The following is an 18748-nucleotide window of genomic DNA, read 5'->3' on the forward strand; positions in this document are numbered from 1 at the left end:
CTCAGCCCGCCAATGCCATGCGATGTCTGTGACACGTCTTCTTCCTCCGAATGACCGCGCCCGTCCTCCCGCCCGGTAGGGCGGGAGAAGGAAGGGAGCGGCGCGCTTGTTCCGATTGGACGCGCCGCCCCGTATCGAGGCGCGCGTCTCAGTTCTTCTTCAAGAACTTGTCGATGTTCGCCGGCGTCACGAGCTGGAACGGGATGTAGACCTTCTTGTCCACCTTCTCGCCCTTGGAAAGCTTCAGCGCCGCGTCGAGCGCGCCGGCGCCCTGGCCGGCCGCATCCTGGAAGACGGTGACGTCGAGATCGCCCGCCTGCATGGCTGCCAGCGCGTCCTGGGTGGCGTCGACGCCGCCGACCACGACCGACTTCATGTCGATGTTGGCGGCCTTCATCGCCTGGATGGCGCCGATGGCGCTTTCGTCGTTGTTGGCGATGACGCCGTCGAAGGCCTTGCCGGACGACAGCCAGTTGGTCATCAGGTTCTGCGCCTCGTCGCGCTGCCAGTTCGAGGTCTGCTTGTCGATGATCTTGATGAAGCTGCAGTCAGGCGTGGCGATGACTTCCTCGATGTCCCTGGTGCGCTGCACCGCGGCCTGGTTCGAGAGCTCGCCCATGATCACGTAGACATTGACTTCCTTCTTGCCGGCTTCCTTGAGCAGGCGGCAGGCTTCCTTGGTCTCGAGCGTGCCGGACTCGGCCTCGTTCGAGGCGACGAAGGCCTGGTTGTCGGGCAGCGTGTCGACATTGATCGGCTGGCGGTTGACATAGACCAGCGGGATCTTGGCCGCGGCGGCCGCGTCCGACATCGCCTGGGTGGCCGAGGTGTCGACGGGATTGACGATGATGGCGTCGACGCCCGAGGCGGCGAAGTTCTTGATCTGATCGAGCTGCTTGGCGACATCATTCTGCGCGTCCTCGACCTGCAGCTCGACGCCGCTCATGCCCTTGGCCTGCGCGATCATGCCGTTGCGCAGCACGGTCAGGAAGTTGTCGTCGAACCGCGCCATCGAAACGCCGATCTTGGCGGCGAAGGCGGATGAACACATCAGCGCCGATAGCGCGACGCCCAAAAGCAGTTTCTTCATTTTATTTCTCCTCCACTTGGTGTCCGGCTGCACCCATTGAACCGGAATCCCCGATTTGCCCGGGGAATCTCTCCGCCTCTCGTTCCGGTTCCTGAAGCCACCATCCCGAGATTGGATGGCAATGAAAAGGATTGGCCGCACTGAACCAGCGATCCTCCTTAAATCGATCCGCAACGATAATTGCAGAGCATCGATATTCTGCAACAGCCGATGAGTCAATTCGCTTTCAATTTTTTTGATGAACAGACCCGAATTGCAAAATTCATTGCGGGGCAGACCGAACGTTTGCCTGCCTGCAATCGGACTATGCTGCCGCCGCCCGTATCTCTGCCATGGCGAGAGGCAAGAAGAGGACTGAAAGCCAACCTGCGAAGCAGGAGAGCTATTGCCCTGTCACTATCGGGATGCGCGGGTCAATGCCGTTGTTCTGCAAGCGCGCTGCCAGCGCTACGGTTAGCGCCTGCGCAAGGCACATCGGGGCCGCAAGCGATCTTGAAAATGTGTATTCGTGCTCGGGCACCGCAAAAAGCACGCGTGCGCTCTTGGCCAGCGGCGACAAGGTGCTGTCCGAAATCGCCACGATGGGGACGCCCCTGCTGGCAGCCTCTTCCACGACATTCACGACCTCATTTGCATAGAAGCGAAACGACACCGCGAAAAGCACATCCTGTGGGCGGATCACGCGAGCCATATGCGTGGCGAGCCCGCCGCCAGGGTCCAGCAATGTGCATCGCTTGCCCAACATCGTCAGTATGTACCGCAGGAGTTCGACCACTGGCGCCGAGCGCAATTGCCCGATCAGATAGATGACGTCGGCCTTTTCCAGCAGGTTGACGGCTTCGGCCAAATCTTCCGGCGGGATAGCCGTGAGCATCTCCTGCAGCGAGGCTATGTCACGAACGACCAGATCGCGCATCAGACCGAACTCGCTGCGGTCGGTTCGCGCCCCGAGTTCCGTCTCCAGCGCCTTCACGCGCGCTTCAAAGCCGGGCGCCGCGGTGGACAATCGCTTCTGGAAAAGGGTTTGAAGATCTTTGAACCCCTCATACCCCAATGCCTGGCCAAAACGCACGAAGCTCGATGCATGAACGCCGCTGCTTTCCGCGATCGCGTTCACGGATCGCACCGCGACATCATTCGGGTTCTGCGTGAGATACAAGGCTATCTTCTGGTATGACTTGCTCATTTGCTCATACCGATCGTGGATCACGCGGATGAGTTCCTCGTAGTCCTTTGGGGCTTTGACTTTCTCTTCCACGACCGACATCCTTGCAATTTTCGTTGCATGATGGCTTGTTTGCGCTTGGTTTACCAGCGGAGAATTCCACCTCGAAAGCCGACGATCCGAGGTCTGCGCTACTTCTTCTGCAATGACACTTGCAAAAAAGTAAATTCTGCAATAGGAATTGAATTCGTCATTCGGCATGAGTTGCCGCGATGCCCGGAGGAGTCAAATGTCAGTGGTCCGTCTGACCATGGCGCAAGCCCTGGTCCGCTATCTTTGCAATCAGTTCACGATCGTCGACGGGGAGCGAGTTCCGCTCTTTCCGGGCGTCTTCGCTATCTTCGGACACGGCAATGTGACCTGCCTATCGGAAGCGCTGGAAGCGGTCCAGGATCGGTTGCCTACATGGCGCGGACAGAACGAGCAGTCGATGGCTCTCGCGGCAATCGGTTTCGCCAAAGCCAAGCGTCGCCGGCAGATCATGGTGGCTGCGACCTCGATCGGCCCCGGCGCCCTCAACATGGTCACCGCCGCGGGTGTCGCCCATTCGAACCGTCTGCCGGTCTTGCTGCTTTCCGGCGATACTTTCATCAATCGCCGCCCTGACCCAGTCATGCAGCAGGTCGAACACTTCGGCAATCCGACCATCAACGTCAACGACGCCTTCAAGGCGGTGACCCGTTATTGGGACCGCATCGTCCATCCCGAAGGCATAATCTCCTCCCTCCCCCAGGCAGTCGCCACCATGCTGGATCCGGCCGATTGCGGTCCGGCATTCATCGCACTGCCGCAGGATGTCCAGGAGATGGCTTGGGAATACCCAGAGGAATTCTTCGCCGAGACGGTGCACGCGATTCCGCGGCCGCGACCCGACGCCGAGCGGCTCGCAGAAGCGGTGGAGTTGCTGAAAGAAGCCAAGCGCCCGCTTATAATTTCCGGCGGCGGAACGCGCTACTCAGGCGCCGAGCAGGTATTGGCCGACCTTGCCCTCATCCACGGTATTCCGTTGTGTGAGACGATCGCCGGCAAAAGTACGGTCAGCCACAATCATCCGGCCTATGTCGGGCCTATTGGCATTGTCGGCTCGACCTCTGCCAACGCACTGGCCGCCTCGGCGGACGTGATCGTTGCCGTGGGCACGCGCCTGATGGATTTCACCACGGGTTCCTGGAGCGCGTTCGCGAAAGATGCCAAGTTCATTTCCATTAATGCGGCCCGCTGGGACGCCACCAAGCATCGAGCCCTGGCAGTGGTTGGCGATGCCTTGGCCTCGCTCAAAGAGTTGGCAGCGGCGCTGGAGGAGTGGCAGGCGCCAAAGGAATGGACCGAGAAAGGCCGTGCCGAGTTCGCCAAGTGGAACAAAGCGCTGGACGGGTACCAGCAGCCGACCAATCAGCCCGTCCCCAGCTACGCCCAGGTCATCGGCATTGTGAATGCACGCGCTGGCGAGCGGGACCTGGTCATCACGGCCGCGGGCGGTCTGCCGGGCGAGGTCATGAAGAACTGGCGCGTCAAGTCGCCTAATACGTTCGACTGTGAATTCGGCTTCTCGTGTATGGGTTACGAGATCGCCGCGGGTTGGGGTGCCGCCATGGCCGACCCGACGAGAACGCCGATCGTGATGGTCGGCGATGGCACCTACATGATGATGAACTCGGACATCTATTCGACCGTCCTGTCCGGCCACAAGATGATCGTCATCGTCTGCGACAATGGCGGATATGCGGTGATCAATCGCCTGCAGAATGCCAAAGGCGCGGCGTCCTTTAACAACCTGATCAAGGACTGCCGCGTCAAGGAGCCGTTCAGCGTCGATTTTGCAAAGCATGCCGAGTCAATGGGCGCCCTCACCCGGCGCGTCGATAGCCTCGCGGACCTCGCGCAGGCCGTCGATTGGGCCTTGGGAACAGACCGGACAACGGTTATCACGCTGGTGTCCGATGGGTTCAGCTGGACACCCGGCGATGCCTGGTGGGATGTGGGTGTGCCCGAGGTTAGCGCCCGGCCGCAGGTGCGGGAAGCGCACGCGGAACAAGCTCAAGCTCGCAAGAAGCAGCGCGTAGGAGTGTGACTTCATCGCAATCCAAGGGTCAAATTCATGTCGGCGTTTGTCGAGTTGCGCGATGTCGCAAAGACGTATGGGCTGAATCCCTTTCTCGAGGATCTCAGCTTGTCCGTCGATCGTGGAGAAATTCTTGCCCTCGTGGGCGAGAACGGCGCTGGGAAATCGACCTCAACCGCATGCTGGCCTGTCCACGCCCGAAGTCCGTTCGTTGCACACAAAGCAGAGCATAGCCAGCGACATCAAAGATCCTATTGCGCCGCAAGTCGCATCCCTGCACCACGCCCCGAAAATCCTGATCTAATAATGATTGTGTTGAATGCGTTTCGCTGATTAGCTGTCTTGCATAAGTCCGGGACAAGGTTGGCAAATGTCGTCCGGGAGGACCGCGATGCCGGTGCTTGAAGTTCGCCACGTTTCCAAGAACTTTGGAGCCATCCAGGCCCTGACCGACGTCAGCTTCCAGGTAGAGCGGGGCGAAGTCGTGGGTCTCATGGGGGACAATGGCGCCGGCAAGTCGACGATAGTCAAGACGGTGGCCGGGAACTTCCCGCCGAACGACGGCGAAATCGTCGTGGACGGCGAGGTTTGTCATTTCCACAAACCCGTCCAAGCGCGTGCCAAGGGAATCGAAGTCGTCTATCAGGACCTGGCGCTCGCCGATAATCTGACGGCCGCGCAGAACGTCTTTCTTGGCCGCGAGATCAAGAAGGGCTTCTGGCCGATCAGGGTGCTCAACAAGCAGGCGATGATCGACCGCTCGGCAGCGCTGTTCGAGGAACTCAAATCGGAAACCCGGCCGCGCGACCTGGTCAGGAAGATGTCGGGTGGGCAGCGCCAGGCGGTAGCCATCGCGCGAACCCGGCTTTCGAACGCCAAGCTGGTGTTGATGGACGAACCGACCGCCGCCATCTCCGTACGCCAGGTGGCGGAAGTGCTCGAATTGATCCGACGCCTCAAGGCGCAAGGGGTCGGCGTCATGTTGATCAGTCACCGCATGCCTGACGTTTTCGCCGTCGCAGATCGTATCATCGTGCTGAGGCGAGGTTCAAAGGTTGCCGACAAGCAGGTCGACAACACCTCGCCCGAGGAAATCACCGGACTGATAACGGGGGCCATCCGTGGCGAATAGTGCTCGGCAGTCGGTTAGTGTCAAGGAGTCGCTCGGGGAAACCGGCCGGCCGGCCATGTCGGACTTCGTCCCGACCAAGGAAAAGACGGCGCTGCAGCATGTGGTTTCAAGTCAGCCATTCTGGGTGACGATCGCGCTCATTGCTCTCGTCATGTTGATGACGGCCATGGAGCCGAGCTTCGGCACCTCCGAAAACGTCGCCAACGTCACACGCAACTTCGCACCTTTCGGCCTCATGGCGCTCGGCATGACGGTGGTGATCATCACCGGTGGCATCGATCTGTCGGTCGGTTCGATCATGGGTCTGGTGGCCATCGTCGCCGGCCTGTTCCTGACCTGGCACTATCCCTGGTACGTCGCCTTCGCCATCGGCCTTTTCTCCGGCCTGGCCTGCGGCGCAGTCAACGGGTTCTTTGTTGCTTATGTCGGAATGCCGTCCTTTGTGGTCACCCTCGGCATGCTGTCCGTGGCGCGTTCGCTGGCGGTCGTGTTCTCGGCCAACCAGATGCTCTACCAGTTCGGGCCCGATGCTCCGATCGTCAAGGCGATCGGTCAGGCGAGATGGCCGCTGCATGGGCCGCAGGACTGGGCACCCCACTGGATACCGGGACTGTCATCGCAGTTTTGGACCATGGTGATTCTGGCCCTGATCGTCGGCTTCGTGTTCAATTTCACTGCCTGGGCCCGGCATCTCTTCGCCATCGGCGGCAATGAGGAGGCTGCCCGGCTTACCGGCGTGCCGGTCGACTGGATCAAATTCCAGGCCTATCTCTTCTCGGCTTTCACCGCCTCACTCGCCTCGCTGCTGCTGCTTGGCTACAACGGCTCGGCCATCAACGCCATGGGCCAAGGCTATGAGCTGCGCGTGATCGCCGCGACAGTCATTGGCGGAGCCAGCCTCATGGGCGGCGCCGGCACGGCGTTCGGCGCGATTATCGGTTCGGCCTTCCTCGAGGTGATCAGGAATGCACTGCTGATGGCCGGTATCGATTCAAATTGGCAGGGTGCCTTCGTGGGCGCCTTCATCGTTCTTGCGGTTCTTTTGGGCATGCAAACCGGCGGCAGATCGATGCTCGCAGCGTCGCTGGCAGCCTTGATGCCCAAAGGAAGCCGCTAGAAACCCGCCGGCGGGAGGCCTGCGGGATCACACCAGGAGGAGAACGTCCCATGAAAAAACATCTGCTGACGGCGGCCGTAGCGCTTGGCGCAATGGTGCTCGCCGTTTCCGGTGCCCAGGCGAAATACACCTTCGCCCTGGTCCCTAAGAACATGAATAATCCTTTCTTCGACCAGGCACGCGATGGCTGCAAGAAAGCCGAAGCCGAATCGAATGGGGCCTTGGAGTGCATGTATATTGGCCCCGGCGAGCATGGCGGCGGCGAGGAGCAGGTACAGATCGTGCAGGACCTCGTTGCCAAGAAGGTGGACGGCATCGCCGTGTCGCCATCGAACGCCGCGGCGATGGCAGTCGCGCTGCAGGCTGCCAAGGAAGCCGGCATCCCGGTCCTCACCTGGGATTCCGACCTCCTGCCCGAGAACAAGGATCTTCGCGCCGCCTATATCGGCACCCACAATTATGAGATCGGCGTGAACCTTGCCAAGCTTGCCATGCAGATCAAGCCCAAAGGCGGCACGATCTGCATCCAGTCGGGCGGCGCGGCGGCGGCCAACCACAATGAGCGCATGCAGGGCATTCGCGATACGCTTTCGGGCACCAAATCGGCAGCCTCGCCCGGGGACCGGCTGACGGGCCAGAATGGCTGGACTGAAATCGAAGGCTGTCCGCTCTACACCAACGATGATTTCCCGCTTTCGGTGCAGCAGTTCGAGGACATCATGGGGAAAAACCCGAACCTCGACGCATTCATCCCAACCGGTGGCTTCCCGCAGTTCATCCCAGACGCCAACCGCGCTGCGGTAGCCCCGTACAAGGACAAGATCGCCTCGAAGGCCCTGGCCCTTGTCGTTGCCGACACGCTTCCCGTGCAGATCGATCAGATGAAGGAAGGGCTCTCCCTTGGCCAAGTCGGCCAGCGGCCGTTCGAAATGGGCTACAAGACGATGATGGCATTGAAGGAGATGAAGGACGGCAAGGCTCCGCCGGCTGACCCGACCTACACCGGCCTCGACGTCTGCACTCCGGAGACGGCGGATACCTGCGTCGCCAAATAGCGCTTTTGGGCGGGAGGAAACTTCCGCCCTTTCGTTGGAGCGAGATGCGGTTAGATTGAAGCATTCTCATCTCGCTCCAGGGGCTTCAATGTCGGAATTGTTCTCGCTCAAGGGCCGTGTCGCATTGGTCACAGGTGCTTCGCGCGGCCTCGGCTTCGCCATGGCTAAGGCACTTGCGGAAAACGGTGCGACGGTAATCGTCAACGCCCGCGGCGTGGACGCCCTCTCCGCGGTGGCGGAAAGGATCGGGGCCGAAGCCCTGCCGTTCGACGTTGCCGACGCGGCGACCTCGACGGCGGCGCTCCAAGGAATCGTCGAACGCCGCGGTCGTCTCGATATTCTGATCAACAACGCCGGCATCCAGCATCGCAGGCCTTTGGTCGAATGGGAGGACGAGGATTTCGACCGTGTGATTGCCGTCAATCTTTCGGCCTGCTTTCGCATGATGCGTGATGCAGTGCGCCTGATGCTGCCAAACAAATTCGGGCGCATCATAAACACTGGATCGGTTGCGGCGATCCTTGGCCGTCCCACCATTCACGCCTATGTGGCGGCAAAGGCGGGCCTGCATGGGCTGACGCGCTCCGCCGCCGCCGAAATGGGCCGTCACGGCATCACCATCAACGCGATCGCCCCCGGCTATTTCGCCACCGAGCTCAATACCGCGCTTATCAACGACGAGACGTTCACCAAATGGGTCGAGGCACGAACCCCTGCGGGCCGCTGGGCCCAGCCTGAGGAACTCGGCGGAGCCGTGGTGTTTCTCGCCTCCAACGCTGCCGGTTACGTCAACGGCCATGTGCTGGCGGTTGACGGCGGTCTGTCGGTTTCCCTCTGACCTGCGAACCGCAGCCCGTCAGAGCCCTATTCCGGAAGGCACTGGCGGCTTCGACGCCACAGCCGCGCCGAAACCGGAGGCAATCACGGGGGCAACGCCTGCCGAATTGCAGCCCACTCAGCGTCTCGCGCAGGAACAGGCACCTAGTCAGCACGGTGTCACCCTGAAAGATATGGTGTGCCAGGCTCGCTCAATCTGCATGGGAACCCGAATATGCTCACGCGAGACGAGGGTACCTCTAACCTCGGGCAAGGCTCCTCCGGGCAGTCCGTGCTTGTCGAGATCGAGAAGTTCTCAGGCACCGCCGCAGTCGGCGGCTTCACAGCACCTGTGACAGCGACATCTCTGACCTGAGCAAATTGTGCGAATAGACGCACTTCACTCAGTAGATCCCTATGATAGCACCACGCATGTCCGCTTTGGAGGACGGCGGCAGCAAGTGGAATGTCCGACATTTGGCGCAAAGCTGCCATTGGTCGGCGAGCGGCTGAACCAGATTCTTGAATCAGCTTTGGCGAACGGCGTGTAAGATGTTGATCTGTAACGATTTTTTTATCGCTGAGGGTATGAGACTCCAACAGAAAAAATCAATGGTTCAGCGGATGGTTAGCCAACCCATATCCTTCGTATCGTCTCGTATGGTCTGGCGAACCGAACAACAAGGAGACAGATTGAGGTGCGTCCCCTCTCCCGCTGCAAAAACGACGCATGCGGCACTGCAAGTACGTTGGTTGCGAGGACCCGCAATCACCCGACACCGCAATCACTGATCGTTTCGATTCGGCGATGCCAACCACACCAAGTTGGTGATTTCTTGGGTCCGGAGGACTGTTGAAGGGCTTGATTTCATTGTTTTTTTCGGGAGGCCAAAATCAAAAGCTTTCCCCTGTGGCTCGGTTTTCTGGCCAACTCGCCCATATCGGGCTGTTTGCGCGTTGAAGGGTCAAGGCCGGAGACGAGAACGCGCGACCGGTTTGGTTCACCAAGGTGGCGAAGCTGCTGCAGGACGAAACTGATAGTCGCGCATATAGGACAGCCGGCAGCAGATCGCTGATCGACGGCCGAGGCGAGATTACGATGCCGAGGGCCGGGGGCGAGCCTCCAGCGCGACAAATGCCGGAGCACTGAAGCGGGCCCGGCATCGCCCTGCCGCTTCGCCAGTTGCACTAGCCGGCCCGCCGGCGAACAGGAGAGCAACGTCAGCCCGTCAAAACGTTGCGCCCTCGTATGGCATTACTGACCGCCTCGGTGACTTGACGCGTGGTTGCATTGCCGCCGATATCGGGCGTCATGATGCCGGCTTCGCCGGCGCGCTCAATGGCGCGCATCAGCTGATCTGCAGCCTCCTGCTCGCCCAGGTGGCTGAGCATCTGCACCGCGGTCCAGAATGTGGCAACCGGATTGGCAATGCCTTTGCCGACGATATCGAATGCCGAGCCGTGAATCGGCTCGAACATGGACGGGAAACGCCTTTCGGGATCGATGTTGGCCGTAGGCGCAACGCCAAGGCTGCCCGCCAACGCGCCTGCGAGATCTGAAAGCACGTCGGCATGAAGGTTCGTCGCCACGATCGTGTCGAGGCTCTGCGGCTTCAGCACCATGCGCACCGTCATGGCGTCCACCAGCGTCTTGTCCCAGGCCACGTCAGGAAATTCGTGCGAGACATTCTCGGCGATCTCGTCCCACATCACCATGCCGTGGCGCTGCGCGTTCGATTTGGTGACGACAGTCAAGAGCTTGCGCGGCCGGGATTGCGCCAATCGGAAGGCGTAGCGAATGATGCGTTCCACGCCGACGCGCGTGAAGACGGACACGTCCATGCCGACTTCTTCGCGCAGGCCGCGATGCACCCGCCCGCCGGCGCCTGAATACTCACCCTCTGAATTCTCGCGCACGATCACCCAGTCGAGGTCGCCGATCCGGACGTCGCGCAACGGAGAAGCGATGCCAGGCAGGATCTTGGTCGGTCGCACATTGGCGTATTGATCGAAACCCTGACAGATCTGCAGCCTCAGTCCCCAAAGGGTGATATGGTCGGGTACGTCGACCGCGCCGACGGCGCCAAAAAAGATGGCGTCGAATTTCTTGAGCCGTTCCAGCCCGTCGGCCGGCATCATGACGCCATTGCGCTTATAATAATCCGATCCCCAATCGAAGTGGCTGAATTCCAGCTTCAGGTCGCCGCGCTGCTCGGCCAGCACCTCAAGCACGGTGATGCCGGCATCAATGACCTCTGGCCCAATTCCGTCTGCAGGAATTGCGGCGATCGAATATTCGCGCACTGTCAATCTCCTTGGCATAAGATGGGCGGCCCTCGCGCTCGATCTTCTGGCCGCCTGAGGCCAATGCGCCAAGTGCACCTAATCTAAAGGCACACATAACCGCCGTCGATCACCAACGCCGCCCCAGTCATGTAGCGAGCGGCGTCGCTGGCCAGATAAACCGACAGTGCGCCGAGGTCTTCGGGATCTCCCAACTTGCCCATCGGTATGGTCTGCATATAGGCTTCGATGATTTCCGGATTCTTCTGTGCCCAAAGCTTGTTCGGCTCGGTTCCGAAGATGCCGGGGCAGATCACGTTGACAGTGATTCCGTGCCGGGCCCAATCCACTGCAAGGCTTCGGGTCAGCATCAGCACCCCGGCCTTTGCCGTCTCGTAATGCCGGCCCTGGATGTTGCGGCCCGCGACCATGGCGTTTATCGAGGCAAGGTTGATCACGCGCCCGCCCTGGCCCCGCCGGATCATCGCGCCGCCGATATGCTTGCAGCACAGGAAGGTCGAGGTGAGGTTCAGGTCGACCAGCGCCTTCCACTGGTCTAACGGCATATCCTCGAGAGGCATGTTCATCCGCCGCCCGCCGATATTATTCACAAGGATGTCAAAGCTACCCTGCGCGGCCACTGCCTCAAGGCAGGCGGCTTCGCAAGTGGAAGGATCGCTCATATCCGCAACGATAGTCGCGACCTTGCGGCCCAGCGCGCGGATGTCGGCCGCGGTCTTGTCCAGACTTTCCACTGTGCGGCCGACCATAGTAATGTCGGCGCCAGCTTCGGCAAGCCCGAGGGCCATTTCACGCCCCAGCCCCCGACTGCCGCCCGTGATGAAGACGCGCTTGCCATCAAGCCGAAGCCGATCAAAAACACCCATGCTGCATTCTCACGCGGCCACCGAAGCAGGACCGTCACGCGTTGCTTACGCGACACCGCACGTCTTGTGGAATGCCAAGCTCGGATATTCCCATGCATCTGCGGCATGGCTCGCGGCACTCAGGAATTCAGCCATTCCTTGAAGGCATCGGTAAAGTCGGGGTGCCAGCGCGACAGGGGCGGACGGTTCTCGGCTATGTCACCTGCCCTGCAGCGAACAGCCCCTGAAGGAAACTCGACCTGGGACGTCCAGCAATAGCCGCCGATCGAAGTTTCTGACCGTCCTATTCGCCCCGCGGCATGGCGTCCGCGACGGAGAGGTTGGAGCCGGTTTCGTTCAGCACGGGCAAGGGAGGTACTGGCGCACACCCTATTCCAAATTTACATCACGTTATCGACGAAAGACATTGGCCCCCTGCCCGTGCAAGCCCTAGCCTGGGACATAATCAGCGGAAACTCAGGTGCATCGTGGCTGCGCAAATTCGACCTTATTGGCGAAACTTTATTGGTGGCGAATGGCTGGATAGTTCTGACGGGCGCTCCATCCCGATCGTCGACCCGGGCAACGGCAAGGTCATCTCTCAGGTCGCGTGCGGAGGAGCCGTTGAGATCGATCTGGCCGTTGCCGCGGCAAGGCGTTGCTTCCAGGAACGCCGGCTGCAATCACTGACGCCGGCGGCCCGCGGCGAATTGATGTTTGCGATTGCCGAGGAGCTCGAAACCCTTGCCGATGAGATCGCGGAGCTGGAAATCCACGACAACGGCAAGACACGCGCCGCCGGCTACAACGAGGTGAAACTCACCCAACGCTACCTTCGGTACTACGGTGGGATGGCCGACAAGCTGGAGGGACGGCAGATCCCGCTTGGAGACAACGCCGTCGACTATACGATCAGAATGCCTTACGGCGTGTCCGCCCAGATCGTGCCGTGGAATGGACCGCTTCCGGTGGGCGCGCGATCTATCGCCTGCGCCCTGGTCACAGGCAACACGGTCGTGCTGAAGTCGCCGGAAGATTCGCCCCTCAGTCTGTTCGTGTTAGCAGAAGCCTGCGAACGCGCGGGCGTCCCCAAGGGCGCCGTCAACATAGTTTGCGGATATGGCCCGGAGGCGGGTGCGGCTCTCGTTGCACATAAAGATATAGACCACATCGTCTTCACCGGGTCAGTGGCAACAGGAAAGAGCGTGTTACGAGCGGCTGCAGAGCGGGTTATTCCGTGCGTAATGGAACTTGGTGGTAAATCGGCCGCCATTGCCTATGCAGACGCAGATGTTGACAATGCGGCGCGAAACATCGCCCGCGGGATACTGCATCATGCCGGCCAAATCTGTTCGGCCGCCTCGCGGCTTGTGGCCCATCGTTCAATCGTCGGGCCTTTGGTTGAAAAGCTCAAGGCCGAGGCAGCTCGCCGCACTGTCGGCCCGGGGGCTGAGGGCTGCGACATGGGGCCCGTGATCTCCGAGCGCCAGCTGCAGCGCATCGAGACGTTGTGTGAAGTTGGCGTTACCGAGGGCGCCACCCTGGCAACAGGTGGAAAGCGGCTCGCGCGCGATGGATTTTTCTTGCCGCCAACGATTTTTACCGACGTTCGGCCAGATATGCGCGTCGCGCAGGAAGAATTCTTCGGACCGGTCCTGGTTGTTATCCCGTTTGACACTCCCGAGGAGGCTATCGCCATTGCCAATGGGACCGACTACGGGCTCGCGGCAGGAGTCTTTACCCGCGACCTCAAACTAGCGCTTTGGACGGCCGATCGTCTCGTCGCTGGCCAGGTCTATGTGAATGACTGGTGGGTCGGCGGTGTCGAGACGCCCTTTGGCGGAACGCGGCGCTCCGGCTATGGCCGAGAAAAGGGACAGGAAGCCCTTCTAGGCTATGTGCAGACTAAGAACGTCGGGATCAAGCTGTAATTTTTCGCCGCAGTCTCGCCAATCTCCAGGCTGTACGCCACGGGCAGGACGGGCAGGAACGGCGAAACGACGTCATAACCTGGCTGGACATGGCTTTCGTTTTGACAATACTGCCACCAAAAAGCGAGTGACTGGGGTGCGAAATGGAAAGCCGTTGGCTTGAGGACTTTCTCAGCCTGGTTGACACTCGAAATTTCTCCCGATCGGCCGAGGCGCGCTACACCACCCAACCAGCCTTCAGCCGCCGTATCAAGAGCCTCGAGGACTGGGTCGGCGCGAAGCTCTTTGATCGGACCACCCAACCGATCAGTTTAACGCCCTCCGGCGAACGGTTCCGGCCTGTCGCCGAGGAGGTACTTAGAAGACTCCTTCAGGGACGGGAGGATGCGCGCCGGGTTGGTGAGACTTCGGCCAATCTCATCCGCTTTTCTGCAACGCACAGCCTTTCACTGACCTTCTTTCCCAACTGGATCAGGTCGATCGAGGCCAAGACACATACCTTCAACATCAGACTGGATTCGTGCCAGTTCAACGATTGCATGCAGTCGCTGATCAAGGGTGAATCCCATTTTGCCATCAGTCACGCTCACCCGCAGGTCGAGATGAATTTACCGCCGATGCACTTCACCTCGAAGCTTGTCGGCACCGACCGACTGCTGCCGGTTACACTGCCCGATTCTGCCGGCTCTCCCCTTGATAAACTTCCTGGCACAGAGGAAGAGCCCGTTCACTATCTAGCCTATACTGAAACGTCTGCGATCGGGCAGGCGGTCGAACACATGATCAACAATGTGGAAGAGCCGGTCTATCTGGATAAGGTTTTCGTCAGCCAGCTGGCGGCTGTGCTCAAAACGCTAAGTCGCGAGGGCCGAGGCATGGCTTGGCTTCCAGAGAGCAGTATTTCAGAAGAACTGGCATCCGGCAGCCTTGTATTGGCCGGTGGCGAAAAATGGTTCATCCCCGTCGAAATTCGCATCTTCCGTTCGCGCGAGCGGCTGCCCGCGATGGCAGAAGAGTTGTGGTCCATGCTGGACGGTGACGCCGGGCAGGCAGAGCTCCTTCCACCCGAGAACTACTGATACCCCTCACGCATCGAACAAGGCCAAGCTTGCATTGGAGAAGGTTGACATACCGGCCTATCCTTCCTGGAGGTGCAAGAGAGAGTACGGTCTATGTTTCGAAAAAAGAAAATCGCCCTTCTGGGACTTATGCTGGAGAGCAACAGCTTCGCTCCGGTAACCGGGCGCGATGATTTCCTCAGTCGGCTCTACGTGGCCGGCATCGAAATGGCCGAGGAACTCCGTAAGGACGAGTCGAAGATCCCTGCGGAAATGCACAGCTTCTGCGCCACGATGGACCGTTCCGTCGAATGGGAAGCCGCTCCGATACTGATCGGCCTTGTCGAGGCAGGTGGACCGATTGACCATGATTTCTTCGCCCAGACATTGGAAGACATGAAAGGTAGGCTTGAAGCGGCAATGCCGCTCGACGGGGTGTACATATGCAACCACGGCGCCATGATCACGACACAAGACCGAGATCCCGACGGCAATATCTTCGAAATGGCCCGTTCCGTGGTCGGAAAAGACTGCCCCATCGTCGCGACTCTCGATCTTCATGGAAACGTCTCCGACCGGATGGTTGCGGCAGTCAATCTGGTGGTGGCCTACCAGACCAATCCGCACGTCGACATGGTCGCTCGCGGTCGCGAGGCGGCTTTTGCAATGAGCTCCATGCTATCTGGATTGCGGCCGGCGTCTGCAATCATCCGCCTGCCAGTTTGCCCGCCGACCGTGACCCTTCTCACCGACAAGGGACCCTATGCCGATCTGATGAGATATGGTCAGGCCAGGTCCGGCGGCGAGATCATGAATGTCTCGATACTCGGCGGTTTTGCCTATGCCGACACCACGAAAAACGGCCTGTGCATCATTGTGACCGCCCGCAGCGACCGCGCCATGGCCGAGGCAGTAGCCCAGGACATTGCCGAATATGCCTGGAGCGACTACCGGCGCTACGACCCGCATCTCACTCCGCTCGACGAGGCGGTGGCAAAGGCGGTGGCGACAGGAGAAGATCCGAGCCTGCCAACCATCATCCTCGCCGATGTCGCCGACAACCCCGGCGGCGGGGCGAACGGCAACACAACATGGCTTCTCGAAGCATTGATCAAGGCTCGAGCCAACGGGGCCGTGCTTGGCATTTTCAATGATCCGGTGCTGGCGCGAGAGGCCATGGAATTGGGAGAAGGCGCTTGTTTCTGGGCAGTCTTCAACCGAGTTGAGCCAGACAAGTTCTCGCGCCGATTTGAAGCCAATGCCACCGTGCTACGGATCCGCGACGGCGATTGTGTCGGCCGCCGAGGTTTCTACGCCAATCGCAGGCTCGATCTCGGCACGACAGTGCTTCTCGACGTCGAAGGCATCAAGGTTGTCGTCATTTCCATACGTACACAGTGTGCCGACCCTGTCTTCTTCGAGATGATGGGGATCGACATCAGCAAGGCGCGTTCAATCGTTGTAAAGTCACGTGGTCATTTCCGTGCTGGCTTTGACGAATTCGTCGGACCAGACCAGGTGATCGAGGTGGACGCGCCCGGCCTGTCATCGCCAATTCTCACGCGGTTCGATTTCAAGTTCTTGCCTCGGCCGATTTTCCCCATCGACCGCGACGTGACGTGGCCACGCGCCTGAAACCCAACACGAATTGCGCAAGGGGAAGCATGGAATTGGATAATCTCAGCACACCGAGCCTGATCCTGGACAGGATCCTGCTCGAGGCAAATACGCGCAGAATGACCCGCAGGCTCAAGGACCATGGCGTCCGGTTTAGGCCTCACATGAAAACGGCGAAATCCATTGAGGTTGCACGCATAGCGATCTCCGGAAATTTCGGCGGGGTGATGGTCTCGACGCTCAAGGAAGCTGAATATTTCGCAAGCCACGGAATCTGCGACATCACCTATGGCGTTACCGTTTTGCCAGACAAACTGGCTCGGATCGCCGAGCTCGTCAAACGCGGTATCAAGGTGAGCGTCATCCTCGACCAGCTAAGCCTTGTCCGGGAAGTCAATCGCCAAGCCCTCGATTTGGGCATTGTGGTCGACGTTCTCATCGAACTCGATTCAGGCGAGCAGCGTGCCGGCGTTCTTAGCGGTTCTGAGGAATTGCTGGATATCGGCCGGGCGCTTACCGAACTACCGGGAACCCGGCTCGAGGGCGTGCTGACCCATGCCGGTCATTCCTATCAATCACGCACCATCGAGGATATCCGCAAGGTGGCGGAGGAAGAGCGTGTCGTAGCCGTGTCCGCCGCTGAACGACTAAGGGCGATTGGCCTGGCCGTTCCGGTCGTTAGCGTCGGCTCGACACCGACAGCGACCCATGGCGTGAACTTTGCCGGCGTGACGGAGGTGCGTTGCGGCGTCTATATGTTCGGCGATGTCATGCAGTCCGAGATCCATTCCTGTGGGCGGGAGGACATTTCGCTTTCGGTTCTCGCGACGGTCATCGGCCATCGGCCCCAGTTCAACACTGCACTCATCGATGCGGGCGCGCTTGCCTTGTCCAAGGATCGCAGCACGGCGGCTTCGGGTCTGACGGAGGATGTCGGCTTCGGCATGGTCATGGACGTGCATTGCCAGGAACGAATTTCCGGGGTCACTGTTGGCTATGTTTACCAGGAACACGGCCTCCTGGTGAGCCAAAGCCCCTTCCCCTACGACGTCTTGCCGGTCGGTTCCAAGGTGCGGATTCTCCCTAACCATGCCTGCATGACCGCAGCGATGTATGATCGATATCATGCCGTTTCCGGAAACCATGGTGGCAACATCGTCGAATGGCCGCGCATCAACGGCTGGTGAGGAGCTGTCGAGGATTTGCTTCGATCGTTCAGCACCGATCTGATTGCAGACCTCGCGCCTGGCAACAAAGAAAGCCCCTGCGCCAACATGGCATCAGGGGCTTTGATGCATCTCGCGCGAAGTGCAGCCGGTCAGCTGGTTTGGGAAGAGGGCGCGTCGCTCGAAGCCTTTTCGACTTAACGCGCTTCGGGATGGCATTCGTTACAGGATACTTGCGGCAGACGCTCTCAAATCCTTGCGCCTGAAGATGCGTCGAAAAGGTGAACGGACGTCTCAGGGCAATGCAATCTGATCTTCTGTCCTGGATTGTGGGTACGACGTTCAGCGGACAGCGCGCAAATTCGCTGTCCCGCGACGTCTGCAAAGATCTGGATATTAGGACCAGTCGGCTCGATGACTTCGACTGTTGCACCGAACCCTTGGCTTCCGCTCGACAAGACAAGATGTTCAGGTCTGGCCCCATAGACCACCTTTTGGCCCAACTTGGCAGACGAATCGCGTGAAATGGCGAGCCGGGTTCTATCCTTAGCCATTACAAAAGGTCCCTCGTTATCAGCAGCGACGATGCCCTCGATAAAATTCATTGACGGCGAGCCAATGAAATCCGCCACAAACAGATTGGCCGGAAAGTCATAAAGATCCATCGGCGTACCAATCTGCTCCACGCGCCCTTTGTTCATGACGACGATGCGATCCGCCATCGTCATGGCCTCTATCTGGTCATGTGTCACATAGACCGACGTGGTCTTGAGCCTTTGGTGAAGGGCCTTGATTTCAGTCCGCATGACAACCCGAAGCTTGGCATCCAGATTCGAAAGCGGCTCGTCGAAGAGGAAGACCTGCGCATCCCGGACCAGAGCCCTGCCCATTGCAACGCGCTGTCGCTGCCCGCCCGACAACTGTCGCGGCGAGCGCTCCAGATAGGGTGTGAGATCGAGTATCTCAGCGGCTTCGTTGATCTTTTCCGAAATCTCCTGCTTCGACCTTTTCCTCAACTTCAGGCTGAAGCCAATATTGTCAAAGACGTTCATATGCGGATAGAGGGCGTAGTTTTGAAAGACCATGGCGATGTCGCGGTCGCGAGCCGGCACGTCATTGATCACCCGTGTGCCGATCGATATCTCGCCTTCCGAGATCGGCTCCAAACCGGCGATCATACGCAGCAACGTGGATTTGCCGCAGCCCGATGGCCCAACCAGGACGACAAACTCCTGGTCCTCAATGTCAATATCGATGCCATGGAGGATCTGCAGGGTGCCAAACCACTTCTCGACGCCGCTGATGGTAACCGATGCCATGTTGGAGGTCC

General features: G+C 59.7%; 14 protein-coding genes and 1 pseudogene. 9 read left to right on the forward strand and 6 right to left on the reverse strand.

The features are described 5' to 3' along the window. Nucleotides 1-148 precede the first annotated feature (148 nt). Both P9236_RS11170 and P9236_RS11175 read right to left on the reverse strand, forming a co-directional pair. A complete protein-coding gene (locus P9236_RS11170; protein ID WP_278074680.1) occupies nucleotides 149-1090 on the reverse strand; it encodes a sugar ABC transporter substrate-binding protein in 942 nt (313 codons plus the stop codon). Between the two features lie 382 nt (nucleotides 1091-1472). After that, on the reverse strand, nucleotides 1473-2348 hold the full coding sequence (locus tag P9236_RS11175) for a MurR/RpiR family transcriptional regulator (RefSeq protein ID WP_278074681.1): 876 nt from the start codon (nucleotides 2346-2348) through the stop codon (nucleotides 1473-1475). Nucleotides 2349-2544: 196 nt separating this feature from the next. On the opposite strand from P9236_RS11175, the gene iolD reads away from it, so the two are divergent. The 5 genes from iolD (at nucleotide 2545) to P9236_RS11200 (ending at nucleotide 8519) form a co-directional block, all read left to right on the forward strand. Next, on the forward strand, nucleotides 2545-4386 hold the full coding sequence (gene iolD / locus P9236_RS11180) for a 3D-(3,5/4)-trihydroxycyclohexane-1,2-dione acylhydrolase (decyclizing) (protein ID WP_278074682.1): 1842 nt from the start codon (nucleotides 2545-2547) through the stop codon (nucleotides 4384-4386). Between the two features lie 382 nt (nucleotides 4387-4768). After that, the gene (locus P9236_RS11185) at nucleotides 4769-5509 is read left to right on the forward strand and encodes an ATP-binding cassette domain-containing protein (protein WP_278074683.1); all 741 of its coding nucleotides are present in this window, start codon (nucleotides 4769-4771) and stop codon (nucleotides 5507-5509) included. Nucleotides 5510-5564: 55 nt separating this feature from the next. After that, on the forward strand, nucleotides 5565-6626 hold the full coding sequence (locus tag P9236_RS11190; RefSeq protein WP_278074684.1) for an ABC transporter permease: 1062 nt from the start codon (nucleotides 5565-5567) through the stop codon (nucleotides 6624-6626). Between the two features lie 50 nt (nucleotides 6627-6676). Continuing rightward, nucleotides 6677-7681, forward strand: a complete 1005-nt coding sequence (locus P9236_RS11195; protein WP_278074685.1) for a substrate-binding domain-containing protein — start codon at nucleotides 6677-6679, stop codon at nucleotides 7679-7681. 88 nt (nucleotides 7682-7769) lie between these two features. Continuing rightward, nucleotides 7770-8519 (forward strand): glucose 1-dehydrogenase, encoded by a 750-nt coding sequence (locus P9236_RS11200; RefSeq protein ID WP_278074686.1) that lies wholly within the window; start codon nucleotides 7770-7772, stop codon nucleotides 8517-8519. 1199 nt (nucleotides 8520-9718) lie between these two features. Here P9236_RS11200 and P9236_RS11205 read toward each other — a convergent pair. From P9236_RS11205 to P9236_RS30855, 3 genes and pseudogenes are all read right to left on the reverse strand, one after another. After that, a complete protein-coding gene (locus P9236_RS11205) occupies nucleotides 9719-10801 on the reverse strand; it encodes a tartrate dehydrogenase (protein WP_278074687.1) in 1083 nt (360 codons plus the stop codon). A gap of 83 nt (nucleotides 10802-10884) precedes the next feature. Continuing rightward, the gene (locus P9236_RS11210; RefSeq protein ID WP_278074688.1) at nucleotides 10885-11667 is read right to left on the reverse strand and encodes an SDR family NAD(P)-dependent oxidoreductase; all 783 of its coding nucleotides are present in this window, start codon (nucleotides 11665-11667) and stop codon (nucleotides 10885-10887) included. Between the two features lie 119 nt (nucleotides 11668-11786). Beyond that, nucleotides 11787-11873 (reverse strand): annotated as a pseudogene (locus P9236_RS30855) (short-chain dehydrogenase); the annotation flags it as partial. Between the two features lie 261 nt (nucleotides 11874-12134). Between P9236_RS30855 and P9236_RS11215 the strand changes: the two are divergent. From P9236_RS11215 to P9236_RS11230, 4 genes are all read left to right on the forward strand, one after another. Continuing rightward, nucleotides 12135-13577, forward strand: a complete 1443-nt coding sequence (locus P9236_RS11215; protein WP_278074689.1) for an aldehyde dehydrogenase family protein — start codon at nucleotides 12135-12137, stop codon at nucleotides 13575-13577. A 143-nt stretch (nucleotides 13578-13720) separates the two neighbouring features. Next, nucleotides 13721-14656 carry a LysR family transcriptional regulator gene (locus P9236_RS11220; protein WP_278074690.1) on the forward strand — a complete coding sequence of 312 codons (936 nt, stop codon included), beginning with the start codon at nucleotides 13721-13723 and terminating at the stop codon, nucleotides 14654-14656. 93 nt (nucleotides 14657-14749) lie between these two features. After that, complete coding sequence (locus tag P9236_RS11225) at nucleotides 14750-16270, forward strand: M81 family metallopeptidase (RefSeq protein ID WP_278074691.1); 1521 nt, start codon at nucleotides 14750-14752, stop codon at nucleotides 16268-16270. 35 nt (nucleotides 16271-16305) lie between these two features. Next, the gene (locus tag P9236_RS11230; RefSeq protein WP_278074692.1) at nucleotides 16306-17439 is read left to right on the forward strand and encodes an alanine racemase; all 1134 of its coding nucleotides are present in this window, start codon (nucleotides 16306-16308) and stop codon (nucleotides 17437-17439) included. A gap of 227 nt (nucleotides 17440-17666) precedes the next feature. On the opposite strand, the gene ugpC is transcribed toward P9236_RS11230, so the two are convergent. Then, nucleotides 17667-18737 (reverse strand): sn-glycerol-3-phosphate ABC transporter ATP-binding protein UgpC, encoded by a 1071-nt coding sequence (gene ugpC / locus P9236_RS11235; protein WP_278074693.1) that lies wholly within the window; start codon nucleotides 18735-18737, stop codon nucleotides 17667-17669. Between the last annotated feature and the right edge of the window lie 11 nt (nucleotides 18738-18748).

It is taken from the genome of Mesorhizobium sp. WSM4884, from assembly GCF_029625675.1.
Taxonomy (GTDB): domain Bacteria; phylum Pseudomonadota; class Alphaproteobacteria; order Rhizobiales; family Rhizobiaceae; genus Mesorhizobium.